The organism is Vallitalea sediminicola (assembly GCF_054408565.1).
The window spans coordinates 66,101-79,764 of sequence record NZ_BTPT01000034.1; the positions used below are offsets into that span (position 1 = coordinate 66,101).

A 13,664-nucleotide genomic window follows, 5' to 3' on the forward strand; every position below is an offset into this window, starting at 1 on the left:
AATGTAACTTGTTACAATTATTATTATATGCTCATTTCAAAACATTGTCAACCGTTTATTGTGTATTATCACATATTTTTTTAATATCAAACGTTAGTTTTATGCATTTAGACCAATGATTGCTGGATTATTCTATTTAAATTGTAATTATTATCAATATTCTATTTTCCCCTAAATTGGCTTGCATTATCACGTTTTTTATAGTAAACTTGTTACATAATAAAGTAATAGGGATGATAAAATTGAATACAAGCGAAAAGAAATATTTCGGTATTAGAGATATAGCAAAGATAGCAGGCGTTTCGACTGCAACAGTTTCAAGAGTTATAAACTCACCTGATTCAACATCTGAGGCTGTTAGAAAAAAGGTTACGGCAGTTATTGAAAAATATAATTATGTTCCTAATCAAATGGCAAAAAATCTATTTTCAAAGACTTCTAATTCAATAGCAATTTTTGTATATGATATGGAAAATCCATTTTTTACATCTTTAGTAAAAAAACTTAACAATATTGCCTTTAAAAACAAGTATACTCTATTAATTTGTGATACTGAAAATAACATTGATAAAGAAAGAGAATATTTGAATTACTGTAAAAGCATACGAACTTCAGGTATAATACTTACCGAAGGAGTTAATTATGACCTTTATTCATCTGATAGTCAGCAAACTATTGCATGTTTAGACAGGTCTGCAGATACTAGATTTGCAACTGTACGCTCGAATAACGTTAAAGGCGTTAAGATGTTAATTGATTATCTATACAATCTTAATCATAGGAAAATTGCTTTTGCTGGTGCTATGGATGAATTCCAAACCGCGACAGAGCGTAAAGATAGTTACATAGACTCATTAAAATCTCATGATATTGATATCAATGAAGATTATATTTTTACTGGACACTTTAATTACGAGACTGGAGTTAGGGCTCTTAATTATTTCTGGTCACTTAATGAAAAACCAACCGCAATTGTATGTGCTAATGATCAGATAGCAAAAGGTCTTATTATGGAAGCTTATAAACTAAATATTTCTGTTCCAAATGATTTATCGGTTGTAGGTTTTGATGGAATTGTTTCTTCATATTTTTATCCTAGGATAACAACAATTGAACAAAATATAAAAAAAATAGCAAAATCATTATTTAAAATCATAACTTCAAAACCATCTAATCCTATTCATGATATAATTGATGTTTCAATTGTTATCGGGGAATCTTGTAAAAAAATAGATTTAGAATAGAATATATAAAAAGGTGTTGTACTATAATTGATACAACACCCTTTCATTATATAGACTTATTCCCCTCTACATATTCTTGCAGTTTCAACCATTGCAAGATACCCTTCTAATGGTACATAGCTAGGAATAGAATTTCCAGAACCCAAAGCAAATCCTTTATGGTCAATAGAATAATTAATAACGTTCTTAACATATTCTTTTATTTCCTGTTCACTACAGCGACATAATACATCTGTATCAACGCCTCCAAAATTACCAATAATATCACCGTATTTCTCTACCCAAACTGAGAAAGGTGCTATCTGGTCTTCATTGGAATGTTTAGCATTAATTTTTGCTATATTAATAAGGTCATCCATAACATCAAAGATTTGTCCACATGAATGTAGTAGAAACGGTTTCTCATAAAAATGAACTGTAGCAATTATTTTTTGATATTGAGGTATTATATTATTTTTTATATCATCTGCCGATATCAATGTTTGACTTTTAAATCCTAGATCATCACCAAATCTGCAAACAGCATAAATATCTCCGAACTCTTTTAAAAATCTTTTCCATATCTCAAACATAGTCTTACCAACTGTACTAAACAAATCTTTATAGAGTTCTGGGTCATCGATTGAAATATAGCATAATTCAGTATATCCCACTAGGTCTTGAACACATTCAAATACTCCGTTACCTGGTCCCCCTATTGCTTTCATACCTTGTGGCATCTCTTCTCTCAATAATTTAAAATCATCTGAAAAAGCATCAAAAAATAAATCTGGTATTTCTGCCCATGGATATTTATTAAAATCGTCTCTTGTCTTAATAACACCTGGCTGGTGGTTTCCTAATGCACCACTACCCGGCATTATCTGTCCGATACATCTTTCCATTGATACTGTATCATATCCCATTTCTTTGAAGAAACTTGTGTAGTTTCTCATATATTCTCTTTTATCAGCTATGTTTCCATTAAGTAATTCAACAAATTCTTTATTAAGAATCTTTTCCATTCTTTCATCTGAAATAATATGCTCATATAATGGCATTCTTGCAGGCTTAACATTATTTGCTGCATTTAAAATATTATTATAATCTGGTACAAACTTACTCATATCAATTACCTCCCATTATTATCATCATTCCTAACTATAGATTAACTTAATAGGAGATTAAAATATATCTATTTTTTGCTTAATCCTTTACAGTTTTTGCTTTTTTTATTTTACTGGGTGAATATCCTCTGATTCGTTTATATACACGATTGAAGCTAGATACATTATTATACCCTACTTCATAAGCTATTTGAGATATATTCATGTTTTTAGAGAGCAATAGCTTCTCAGCCTCACATACTCTAACAAAATCTATATATTCTTTAAAGTTTCGGCCCGTAGCTTTTTTGAAGAAACGAGAAAAATGATAATAACTTTTATTCATCATTGTCGCTGCTTCATCAAGGGTAATATTCTCTTTATAATGAAGTTCAATATATTTCAACAGAGGATTTATTTCTATTAATTCATTTTCCTTGATTGTGGGTTCATATAATCTTAGATTGTCATTTCTTATCAGTATAGCAATCATCTGATAGATATACCCCTTAATAAATATTTCATAACCAATTTTTTTGTTTACGAATTCATTATAAGCACCCATAAACAACGCAATCAATTCATCTGTACTTTGAAATACTCTTGTAGAATCAACTTCATTACTATTTGTATTTTGTAAAAAAGTAATAATATACTTTGACTCATAAATATTAGATGTATTGCTTAACATTTCAGGCAAGAATTTTACAACTAATATCTTGGTTTTATCCTTAGGATTACACCACGTACCATGAATATCCCCATTGTTCAGGAGAATTATATCATTAGCATTAACATTTAGTACTTTATCATTTATCTGCTGCGATGCAGTACCTTCAATCATATATAATATTTCAACACAATCATGCCAATGAGGTTTAACAATAATATCAGCTTTTTCATTGTCTTGGATAAATATCTCTACTGGAAAAGGTAATTCTGGTGATATCAAATTTTCTTTATAAGGTTTCATGATATGATTCTCCTTAAACACTAAATAATACTTTCCAATTACTTTATAAGATGTTCTCTAATAATATGATACATTATGCAAGCTTATCTGAAAAGAGTAAAATCCAGCCATAAGCTGGATTTTACTCTTTTTTATAATATTATGGTGCAACATCAAATGGATTAGCATATATTCTTGGAAATTCTTTCTTTTGTGTATATGTCAATATACCTTTATTAGCATTATCTAATGTGCCATCTGGGTTAATAGGTATTATTTCTCCAGTAACTTCATACGACATAGTGTCTTTGGTAAGATGTATCCTTGTTCCTTCATAACCATTGTCTGAAAACCAATTTGGCAACACATATTTATTGGTTTCATCATAAGATTCTATCTCTGTTTCATTAGAACTTGAAGTGTCTATATACTGTCTATGTCTCTTATAACCGGCACTTAATGATATGAAATTTTTGAATTTTGCTGTTAAAGAAGTAGAAAATCTCTTATTAGTTATTTTTGTTTTTTCTGTTGTTGAACTTACAGTCACATCTTTTGCTATCTTTACAGTTTGTGTTAATCCTGGTAACACTGGATCTCCCAACTGTTCTCCTGGTAACGAAATTGAATCATAAGCATTTTTAAGAGGACTTTCAGTTACAACAAATTTATAATATTTATTATCCTGATATATTATTTCTTCAATACCGCTTGGAACTAAGTGAACAGGCTTATTTAGATTGAAATCATTAGGACCGTCGACTTTCCAAGGTATAACTACTCCCTCTACTACAGGCCAATAGAATTTGTAATTGACTATGGTATTACAATTAGGGTCATATTTTTTATAATAACCCTCTCTAACCACTAATTCCCACATATTTCTTCCACAATGTCCTGAATGTCCATTTGCAAGATTAACATGTACTATTTCATTATTATGTTCTTCTGGAGGATTTTCTAAGCAAGGTAAACACATATCACATCCACGAATCTCTTCGCCACAGTATCCACAAGTACTAATTGAACTATGTGGTCGTTTCTGCTTATATGTATTATAAACTGAGGTATATCCTTGATGTTCATCACTTGTTGCTCCATCTACAATAATTTCTGCTACTACATCATATACATAATAATTGGTGAAAGTATAAAAATCGGCTGAGTTACAGCCTTTAAAATTAGGCAAGTCAGGAACCGTAAAACTTTTTGTATACTCTCGCTCCACTTTATTCACACGTGTATTCGTATTAGTGGTTGTATATCTTCTATCGAATGAGAAATCTGCTGAAAAACTAAAAGACGTGTATGATTTCAAAACACTTTGTATCGCACTAGTAATTTTATCATTATTTTTATCAGCACTTAGACCCAATCCAAAAGAAAAAGCATTATTTGTTGATTTAGCTTTGGACATAGCAACTGTTTTTTGATATATACTATTTTGTGTTGTAGTACTTGTCTGTCCATTTGCAATGGACTTTATTCTTTTCAATCCAGTGTATGGCAAACTATTGGTTTCTTCTTCATTCAAAGTAGCACTGATTATCTTTAATTTGTTAGCTTTATTATCAACATAAAATGTTTCATATGTACCAGGTAACTCTATACTTTTTGGTGCATTGTAACTGCTTTTTTCAATAAATTGATTACTTGCTTGGTCTAGTGTAAAGTATATTGGCTCGTTATCACTCTCTGCAAATGCTATGTTACTAAAGGGTGCTAATACTAATATAATACATAATACAGTTGAAGCAATCTTTTGTAAGTTTTTCATTATAATCCTCCTTTTATTCCATAAAAATAAGACCTGTTAAAGGTTTAATTTAAAAATATAAAGAGATCTCTTAATATTATTCTATCACAAAAAATAAATAGTTTCAATATTTTATCAATATTCTGTTATTAATGTATAAAATATTACAATTACCGATATTTTTCATACCAAAATGTTTAATTTGGTAGTTTTTATATACCAATAGTAGTGTTTTACTAAAAAATCAAAATACACCTATAACTGTAAATATGTAATATCATGAATCATCATAATAAACATTCATCACAGATAATAGGTGCATTCCTTAATAACACTATGTATTAAATTAAATCTAACTTAGAATAATCTATACTTCCATCTGCATTAACGATATTTTCGTCTGCATTAATATTTTCTATTTTTCCTATAAACATTTCATGTGAACCAGTCATTATAGAATCAACAACTGTACATTCAATATTTACTGGACAATCTACTAATATAGGTGCATTCACTTTGCTGGCATCAGCTGTTTTTATATTCATCTTAGCTAATTTATCTTCATCTCTTGCACTTACACTACCTAAATAATCAAATTCTTTTTGAAAATCTTTTGTTGGTAGATTTACAACAAAACATTTTGTATCTTTTACCATTTGATAAGAATGTCTTGATGGAACAATTCCAACCATAACCATTGGTGGATCATAACTACAATTACCACAATAAGCAACAGCAAGAGCATTATCATTACCCTCTTTATCTCTACAGGATACCAATACTTTTGGTGCAGGTTGTAAACTGGATTTTGCTATAAATTGTTTTTTATTCATATTTTAATAACTCCTTTTCTTCTTTTACTATGTAAATTATTATTTTCACTTTACTATAATGTTACTCCTTTAGATATTTATTGTCAATTTGTATTTTATCCATAATTTCTCACATTATATAAGTTTAATTTATTAAAATTGGTATATCGGTATTTAGGTTCAGCATATTAGTTATAATTTCATTGTATTTTTCAGCAGATTTACTAGTTAAATAATACTAATTAATATTTGATATTGAATGTCATTATTTAAATTGTACTAATTTGATTTTTATAATAATTGCAGGAAATAAAATTTTTTATTTACTTTTGCTGGTTATCATTGTATAATTTTTTATAGAAGAATAACGGCTACATACTCTCCTATATTAACTCAATAGGTATGGTTACAAACAATGAAGTCGGCTACATTTATATAAATCAACTAACATAAATCAAGGAGGTACATATGAAAAACATAATAAAAATTGGTATTGTTGGATACGGAAATCTAGGAAGAGGCGTTGAATTTGCAATTAAACAAAACCCTGATATGCAATTAGCAGCCATCTTTACAAGAAGAGACCCAAAATCTTTAGAAGTTGCTGATAATAGTATAAAAGTATTATCAATTGCTGATGCAGAACAATATAAAAATGATATTGATGTATTAATATTATGCGGTGGTTCAGCTACAGATCTTCCTGTACAAGGTCCACAATTTGCAAAAATGTTCAATACAGTTGATAGCTATGATACTCACGCAAAAATTCCTGAATACTTTAAATCAGTTGACGAAGCAGCAAAATCAAATAATAATCTAAGTATTATTTCTGTTGGATGGGATCCAGGTTTATTCTCAATGAACAGATTATTATCTCAGTGTGTTCTACCTGAAGGTAATGATTATACTTTCTGGGGCCGTGGTGTCAGCCAAGGTCATTCTGATGCAATCAGAAGAATAGAAGGTGTAAAAGGTGCAGTTCAATACACAATCCCTGTTGATAGTGCTTTAGAAAAAGTTAGAGCTGGTGAGAATCCTGAACTTACTACTCGTGAAAAACATATAAGAGACTGCTATGTTGTAGCCAAAGAAGGTGCAGACAAAGCTAAGATAGAAAATGAAATCAAAACAATGCCTAACTATTTCTCAGATTATGATACTAATGTAACTTTCATCAGTGAAGAAGAATTGAAAGCTAAACATTCAGAAATGCCTCATGGTGGATTCGTAATAAGAAGTGGTAAAACTGGTGAAGATAATAAACATAATCAAATCATTGAATTCTCATTAAAATTAGATAGTAATCCAGAACTTACTGGAAGTGTTCTAGTTGCTTATGCACGTGCAATTCATAGATTAAGCAGAGAAGGCGCTACTGGTGCAAAAACTGTTTTTGATATTCCTCTTGCTTACTTATCACCTAAATCTGGAGAAGAGTTAAGAAAACAATTATTATAATTATTAAAATTAAAAAAATATAAGGAAAATTTATTTTGATTGATGTTATCAAGTTAACTTCTTTCTTTATACAACGAAATGCGATAATCATTATTTGATGATTATCGCATTTTTTGATTTATCACGGTCAACTCATCTAAAAATATTTATAATTCCTATATAATCAGTGAATAAATACCTCAAAAGGCGCAAATAATAATCTAAAACTTTATGTAAAAGGGTGATTATATGCGTCAAAGGAAAAGAATGTCTTCAGATGTTTCAATAACTCGCAACTCAAATGAAAGTCAAGCCATTACCGAAGGACTTAATAATATTACTGCCAGTCAATTGATTAACAACAATGATGTTGTTGTTATAACACCTAACTGGGTTAATCTAGATAAGCCTAATCCCCAATCAGGAGTTGTTGTTGGAGGAGATAGTCTTAGAACCATTATACAATATGTTAAAGGCTCTAATCCCAAGAGAATAATTATTGCTACAGGCTCTGGCGGTCAAACTACTTCAGATGTCATGAAAAAAGTTGGATATGATGAAATTATTCAAAGTGAAGGTGTGGAGTTTGTTGATTTGAATTATGGACCATATACTACCATTAGCCTTAATAACGAAAGACCTTCATCAACAAAAATAAATCAAATAATAAATGAAGTAACTGTACTTATATCTTTCACTCAGCTAAAACATCATGAATCAGCTACAATGTCAGCATGTATAAAAAACATTGCTCTAGCTTGGCCTCCAGCAGAAATTCATGGTTATCCCAAAAAAGCTCTTGGCATACACGACAATCTCCATAGCTTCATAACAGCAATGGCAGAAGCCGTTCCTATTGATATATGTATTTTAAGCTGTAACCCTACAATGATAGGAACAGGTCCAACCGGTGGTGTTTCTAGACATACTGAGCTTGTTATCTGTGGAACAGACCCTGTTTCTGTAGATACTATAGGTGCTAGATTCTTAGGTTTCAAAACCGAGGCAGTTCAGTATTTAGATAAATGTGATAGACTAAAAATTGGAGTAACTGATTTGAAACAGATGAATATGACTGGGCTGGATTTAGTTAGTGCCGAACAACAATTCAGCAAAACTGTTTATGGTGAAACCATAGCTATTGATAGTAAAAATTAAAAATATATATAATTAAAGGACTTAACAAAAAACAGTCTCTTTGTGATAGTCCTTTTTAGTTATCCTATTTTAAAGCGTTTTCAATTATTCCTCTACCCAATCCTAATACTCTACTTAATTGTCTAATACTAACACCTGTTTCTTTCCTTATTCGTAGTATCATCATATCTCTATCACTTTTAGGTATATTATTAATATCTTTGATATCATATTTCAATTCTAACTGATCTTTTAATTCAAAATCCGTAAATTTAATTTTGTTATAATACTCAAGACATTGATCAGTATTAAATTTCATCATATATTCTTCATATTTTTCTATATTGTCAAAGTAATCAAGTATGTTTTCTGTATCCAGTTGAACATTATCACCGTAATATTTATCAATATATTTATTATAACTACTCCATATATATATTGCTGGTGATTTTATAATATTTGCTTTTACAGGATTTTGATGTATGTATCTTGCAACTTTCAAGAGATAATTTTCATTTTCTACAACTTCACTTTTATACCTGTTTTCAAATAAATGTCCTGTTCTACCATACTTGTTATTATGCCACTGAACATAACTTACTGTTATTCTTTTAATACTATTTCCTATTTCTTCATTTTCTTTGATTAATAGATGTACATGATTGTCCATAAGACAATATGCGTATAAAGAAAATCCTCCCGATTGTTTGGCTTTCAGTAAAGTATTCAAGAATTTTTCTCTATCTTCATCATCTAAAAAAATATTACGTTTGTCAATTCCACGTAACATAATGTGATATATACCTGACTTACTTCTTTCTCTTTTTTGTCTCGCCATCTGACATCACCATAACAAATATATCATATTTATGGTAATGTGTCAAAAGAAACGTCCCTAAGTCATGTGGTCATTCCTTAGTAATATCCATTTCAACTTTTTGAGGCAAAGCTAATCCACATTCAACTTCAATACCTTTTAATATAGCAGTTGGTATTGGACATGATGGATGCTTACAATATTTCTTAGCCAAGTCAAATACTTTAGATTCACCAAATGTTCCTAGAACTTCACCAAAACTGTCTACATCTTTTAGCTCTTCACTCATATTTTTATAATTAGGACAATCCGTTTCAATACTAATATTTACATTCTGCATATCTTCTGATTCAATATGGATAGTTGTATCAAATCCACATATTCCAGGTTTTACTCTCACATGTGCCAAAATAAAATCCTCCTCTGTTTTTGTTGTTATTAATTCATTATAGTTTCTATATAAAAATATTTCTATTAAATATTTGTTATTTATATCATTATTTTATTGACTCATTTCGCTTTTCACTAACTACTAACATTAGTTTTTTGATGTAGCTAAATTCAGTACATAAAACAAATAAATAAAATTATTTCAAATTAGTTATTGACATATACCCAAAACCTGTTATAATTTGTTTATGAGCATATGCCCATTACAAATTGAAAGGAGCGATATTTATGCCAAGATTAGATGGATCAGGTCCACAAGGTGATGGACCATTAACTGGAAGAGGTTTAGGAAAATGTACTGATGCTAAAAATAAAAATGTTAGCGGTAGTGGATTAGGTTTTAACAGAAAAAAAGGTGATAGACTATTTTCTAGAAGAAGAAACAGAGGACGTTTCTTTAACAATTCAACAAATAACGATAATAATTAATAGTCAATGTTTTCTAGAAATAACTTATTAGGTGGTGATTAATATTCCTAGACCAAGAAAAAGAAGACGGATAGGCTGTAGACCACAGTTTCAAACATTTGGACCTCATGGTCCTAATTGCAACAATGAAATTATCAATCTAAAAATTGAAGAATATGAAAGTATTAGATTAATGGACTTAAAAAATCTTGATCAATCTGCATGTGCAGAACTTATGGGTATTGGACGTTCAACTTTCCAACGAATATATAAAGAAGCAAGATTAAAGATTGCTGATAGTATAGTAAATGGAAAACGTCTAATTATTGAAACTGAAGATTTTGACCACCCAGGTGGAAACGGTCACTGCCATAGACATTTCCAAGATAATAATCAAGATAATTAATTTTAAAGGAATCTTGATAATACATTTTGGTGATTGTTACAAATTCTGGAAGATAGACTAGCACTTACAGCTAAAACTAGTCTATCTTCCTTTATATTACCTTATAAAACGTATTATGATACAGATAGTTTTTACTTAAACTATGGTTGATATACTGCATCTAATCCTCCCTTAGGTTGTGGCATTATTGTATTATCACCATCATCAGGGTCAACTTCATTATAGTACCCATCTCCATCACTATCTACTCTATTAGGATTAGTAGCTACATAATTATTATTGTTAACTGTATAATCTATTCCATTTGAAGTTTTAATGACTACATTTCCACTTACAATACCATTTCCAATATTAGTATTGATATCTCCTCTTTCTGTTAAATAAACATCACTAGTAGCTAATATAAGATCCATGACACATTGTCTAGGATGACCATATGTATTACCATCCCCTACGGATACAACTGAAACTTCTGGATCTAGTTGATTAACAAAAGTGGCATTACTAGAATGGTCACTGCCATGATGATTAACTAAATATACATCTACATCTCCTACTTCTTTTGCCACACTTAATTCAATATCATGATAAGAGTATCCATAATTACTGGTACAGTATTCTCCATCTAAATCTCCACCTATCCATTCATCGAAATCTCCATAACTTAGTTTTAGTCCAATACTATAATCATTTTCAGAAGGTGGATACGCATCATTACTGAAGTCTCCTTGTATGATTGCTCCATTACCATCACAGGTTAATATATCAACTGTTACCCCATTACCTAGATCAATTTGATTAGTTCCTTCTATTGCGATAATAGGATTCAATTTATTGTTACCTGTCCCCTCTAGATAAGTTTTCCAATTACTGAACGTACTACTTGTTTGACCTAAATAATTATTATAATCTCTATGTATCATTTCACCAATAACGAAATCCTGTTGTTCAACCAGATTCCATAACCCACCATAACCTACATAACCGATATGGTCACAATGAAAATGTGTTATCAATACATAGTCTATATATTTAGTACCTAATACACTCTCAACATATGGACCAACAACTGATGCGTCAGCATTACTATTCCAATAGGATTCTCCTACATCAACTAACATTGACCTTCCGGTAGGTCCTACTACTAGTGTTGCATTTCCTTGCCCTATATTAATGTGATGAATTTCTAAATTTCCAGGAGTCCAAGAACCAGATCCACTAGAAGAATTAGAATTAAGAGCTTTTGGAGTACCATATCCACATTGATATGTGAGAGTTGAGCTATTCCAATTAGCTGATACAGTACCATCTACATTAGAATTGATTCTTTCCATTGTAGCTTTAGTACCATTATTTCCAGCATACCAGTTATTTACACTGTCAATTGTGTTCCCATTATTATCCTTCAATTGTAGAGTTTCACTTGAATTTTCCAACGAACCAGTATAGATTAGATCAGCATTGATACTAGGAACTGAAGTGTTGTCAGTTCTTTCTAATAGATAAAATGATTTGGCAGGTATAGTTCCTGATAAGTTAATAGAAGGTGTTCCATCTACAGCTTTTAACGTCCATCCATTAAGGTCGATGTTATTATTAGTATTGTTATACAGTTCAATCCATTCATCATAAGCACTAGTTGTTGTTCCCATCCAGCAGATTTCATTAATGACCACTTCTCCATTTGAAGCAGCATAATTAATAGTATCAAATAGTAAAAAGGGCATAGTGAGCATTAATATTAGCACTACTTTAATACTTCTCTTAATCATTAGATAACCTCCTCAAAATTACTATCAAAATTTATTCTGTAAAATACTGAAGATAGTATGTCTATATGTTAAAACAAGTATATAATTTCATAAATATAATGTAATTAATAGGGATAATTGAGATTATTCATTGAGAAGGAGGAAGTCTGGAAATATGTATATATAAAGTAAAAAAAGATATAATTTGATATTTGCAAATTATATCTTTAATAATATCACAGGGGCTATTATCTGTCAATTTCAAAGCCAATCTATCTATAGGTTTATACTTTTTTTCTAATATCCTTTACTTTTGGAAATACGTTTACAAGTATTGAAACAATTATACCAATAAAGGTATCAAGTACTCTATTCATTGCGTATATATGTGATGGAGTACCTTTTAGATTAGTCATAATGGCTATAAATACTATACAAGCTATAACTATAGAGTCACTTTGTTTACAAAGATTACATAAGTAAATAACTATAACAATCCCTAAACCCACTACTATTGAATAGTTCCCAAAAATTAGTGAGAGTATAAGCCCAATGGCTCCACCAATTGTTGTACCAATCATCCTGTTCTTGCCAATAACAAAAGAATTCTGTATAGAATTTTTCATACAGATTACTGCCGCTATACATGCATAAAAAGGATATGGTCGGTTTAATAATTGAAAAATACTTATACAGATAAAAACCGAAACCGCAGTTTTTATATTGCGTGAACCTATCTTCATCATATCTAGCTAACCTTTCCGTCAAACACAAATAATTATTCAGTACAAAATTTAACCTTTTGTTATTATATATTCTATTATGTTTTACGTCAACAAATTTACATATAATATATTAGGACTACCTAATATCCAACTATCCACACTTCCATCTTCATTTATTATTGTACCCTTAGCTAATACTTTTATATCCTCATCACTCAGTACAATATCATTAAATCGCTTTGTTAGATTCCTGAAAACTTTGTATTTGAAATCCTTATTATTTTCCATCTTATCTACCACATATTGTTCTACAGATATATTTTTAGTGTTACCTTGCGCAACACAACCGAAGGCATAACATTTTAAGGCTTTGTGCCCATATGGCATAGTACCAATATTAATATTAACCTCTGGAATTAGTCTATTCATTTCATTCTCCACAGTTGTTCTGAACTTCTCAATACAAGCCCTATTAACTCTTTTTGCAGTATGTATTTTCCGTTCATATCCCGCTTTAGCAAACTTTCTATCTTTTATCCCCTTAACAGCCTCTACACCCATTACATAACACTCCCTCTACAAAATAGTTATATGGAATATATCGACATCTTTACATGAGCTTTTAATATTCAAAGATAGAAAAATACAATAATAATAAAGCTAGGAGATAATCCTAACGTC

14 protein-coding genes are annotated in these 13,664 nt (G+C 30.1%); 5 read left to right on the forward strand and 9 right to left on the reverse strand.

Going from position 1 to position 13,664, the window contains the following annotated elements:
- Nucleotides 1-242 precede the first annotated feature (242 nt).
- Nucleotides 243-1,244: a LacI family DNA-binding transcriptional regulator gene (locus ACX6CF_RS15490; protein WP_458786252.1), complete on the forward strand. Its 1,002-nt coding sequence runs from the start codon at nt 243-245 to the stop codon at nt 1,242-1,244.
- A 56-nt stretch (nt 1,245-1,300) separates the two neighbouring features.
- On the opposite strand, the gene ACX6CF_RS15495 is transcribed toward ACX6CF_RS15490, so the two are convergent.
- The 4 genes from ACX6CF_RS15495 to ACX6CF_RS15510 form a co-directional block, all read right to left on the reverse strand.
- Complete coding sequence (locus ACX6CF_RS15495) at nt 1,301-2,350, reverse strand: uroporphyrinogen decarboxylase family protein (protein WP_458786253.1); 1,050 nt, start codon at nt 2,348-2,350, stop codon at nt 1,301-1,303.
- Between the two features lie 79 nt (nt 2,351-2,429).
- The gene (locus ACX6CF_RS15500; RefSeq protein WP_458786254.1) at nt 2,430-3,302 is read right to left on the reverse strand and encodes an AraC family transcriptional regulator; all 873 of its coding nucleotides are present in this window, start codon (nt 3,300-3,302) and stop codon (nt 2,430-2,432) included.
- Nucleotides 3,303-3,441: 139 nt separating this feature from the next.
- Nucleotides 3,442-5,058, reverse strand: a complete 1,617-nt coding sequence (locus ACX6CF_RS15505) for a hypothetical protein (RefSeq protein WP_458786255.1) — start codon at nt 5,056-5,058, stop codon at nt 3,442-3,444.
- A 320-nt stretch (nt 5,059-5,378) separates the two neighbouring features.
- Nucleotides 5,379-5,870 carry a flavin reductase family protein gene (locus tag ACX6CF_RS15510; protein WP_458786256.1) on the reverse strand — a complete coding sequence of 164 codons (492 nt, stop codon included), beginning with the start codon at nt 5,868-5,870 and terminating at the stop codon, nt 5,379-5,381.
- A 447-nt stretch (nt 5,871-6,317) separates the two neighbouring features.
- Between ACX6CF_RS15510 and ACX6CF_RS15515 the strand changes: the two genes are divergently transcribed.
- Nucleotides 6,318-7,310 (forward strand): diaminopimelate dehydrogenase, encoded by a 993-nt coding sequence (locus ACX6CF_RS15515; protein ID WP_458786257.1) that lies wholly within the window; start codon nt 6,318-6,320, stop codon nt 7,308-7,310.
- A gap of 228 nt (nt 7,311-7,538) precedes the next feature.
- Entirely contained in the window at nt 7,539-8,447 is a 909-nt protein-coding gene (locus tag ACX6CF_RS15520; protein ID WP_458786258.1) for a DUF362 domain-containing protein, read from the forward strand.
- Nucleotides 8,448-8,511: 64 nt separating this feature from the next.
- Here the strand turns inward: ACX6CF_RS15520 and ACX6CF_RS15525 are convergent, their stop codons facing one another.
- Complete coding sequence (locus ACX6CF_RS15525) at nt 8,512-9,264, reverse strand: transposase (RefSeq protein ID WP_458786259.1); 753 nt, start codon at nt 9,262-9,264, stop codon at nt 8,512-8,514.
- Between the two features lie 70 nt (nt 9,265-9,334).
- Nucleotides 9,335-9,643 (reverse strand): DUF6951 family protein, encoded by a 309-nt coding sequence (locus ACX6CF_RS15530; protein WP_458786309.1) that lies wholly within the window; start codon nt 9,641-9,643, stop codon nt 9,335-9,337.
- Nucleotides 9,644-9,921: 278 nt separating this feature from the next.
- Between ACX6CF_RS15530 and ACX6CF_RS15535 the strand changes: the two genes are divergently transcribed.
- Nucleotides 9,922-10,122, forward strand: coding sequence for a DUF5320 domain-containing protein (locus ACX6CF_RS15535; protein ID WP_458786260.1), 201 nt, complete (start codon nt 9,922-9,924; stop codon nt 10,120-10,122).
- A gap of 31 nt (nt 10,123-10,153) precedes the next feature.
- A complete protein-coding gene (locus tag ACX6CF_RS15540; protein ID WP_458786261.1) occupies nt 10,154-10,507 on the forward strand; it encodes a DUF134 domain-containing protein in 354 nt (117 codons plus the stop codon).
- Between the two features lie 140 nt (nt 10,508-10,647).
- On the opposite strand, the gene ACX6CF_RS15545 is transcribed toward ACX6CF_RS15540, so the two are convergent.
- From ACX6CF_RS15545 to ACX6CF_RS15555, 3 genes are all read right to left on the reverse strand, one after another.
- Nucleotides 10,648-12,279 (reverse strand): lamin tail domain-containing protein, encoded by a 1,632-nt coding sequence (locus ACX6CF_RS15545; RefSeq protein WP_458786262.1) that lies wholly within the window; start codon nt 12,277-12,279, stop codon nt 10,648-10,650.
- Nucleotides 12,280-12,542: 263 nt separating this feature from the next.
- The gene (locus ACX6CF_RS15550; RefSeq protein WP_458786263.1) at nt 12,543-13,004 is read right to left on the reverse strand and encodes an FUSC family protein; all 462 of its coding nucleotides are present in this window, start codon (nt 13,002-13,004) and stop codon (nt 12,543-12,545) included.
- Between the two features lie 81 nt (nt 13,005-13,085).
- Nucleotides 13,086-13,544 (reverse strand): hypothetical protein, encoded by a 459-nt coding sequence (locus ACX6CF_RS15555; RefSeq protein WP_458786264.1) that lies wholly within the window; start codon nt 13,542-13,544, stop codon nt 13,086-13,088.
- Nucleotides 13,545-13,664 lie beyond the last annotated feature (120 nt).

Bases quoted from the DNA above. Each gene is read 5' to 3' on its own strand.
- ACX6CF_RS15495 (WP_458786253.1), bottom strand. From the start codon at position 2,350: ATGAGTAAGTTTGTACCAGATTATAATAATATTTTAAATGCAGCAAAT.
- ACX6CF_RS15500 (WP_458786254.1), bottom strand. From the start codon at position 3,302: ATGAAACCTTATAAAGAAAATTTGATATCACCAGAATTACCTTTTCCA.
- ACX6CF_RS15505 (WP_458786255.1), bottom strand. From the start codon at position 5,058: ATGAAAAACTTACAAAAGATTGCTTCAACTGTATTATGTATTATATTA.
- ACX6CF_RS15535 (WP_458786260.1), top strand. From the start codon at position 9,922: ATGCCAAGATTAGATGGATCAGGTCCACAAGGTGATGGACCATTAACT.
- ACX6CF_RS15545 (WP_458786262.1), bottom strand. From the start codon at position 12,279: ATGATTAAGAGAAGTATTAAAGTAGTGCTAATATTAATGCTCACTATG.
- ACX6CF_RS15515 (WP_458786257.1), top strand. From the start codon at position 6,318: ATGAAAAACATAATAAAAATTGGTATTGTTGGATACGGAAATCTAGGA.
- ACX6CF_RS15525 (WP_458786259.1), bottom strand. From the start codon at position 9,264: ATGGCGAGACAAAAAAGAGAAAGAAGTAAGTCAGGTATATATCACATT.
- ACX6CF_RS15550 (WP_458786263.1), bottom strand. From the start codon at position 13,004: ATGATGAAGATAGGTTCACGCAATATAAAAACTGCGGTTTCGGTTTTT.
- ACX6CF_RS15520 (WP_458786258.1), top strand. From the start codon at position 7,539: ATGCGTCAAAGGAAAAGAATGTCTTCAGATGTTTCAATAACTCGCAAC.
- ACX6CF_RS15510 (WP_458786256.1), bottom strand. From the start codon at position 5,870: ATGAATAAAAAACAATTTATAGCAAAATCCAGTTTACAACCTGCACCA.
- ACX6CF_RS15555 (WP_458786264.1), bottom strand. From the start codon at position 13,544: ATGGGTGTAGAGGCTGTTAAGGGGATAAAAGATAGAAAGTTTGCTAAA.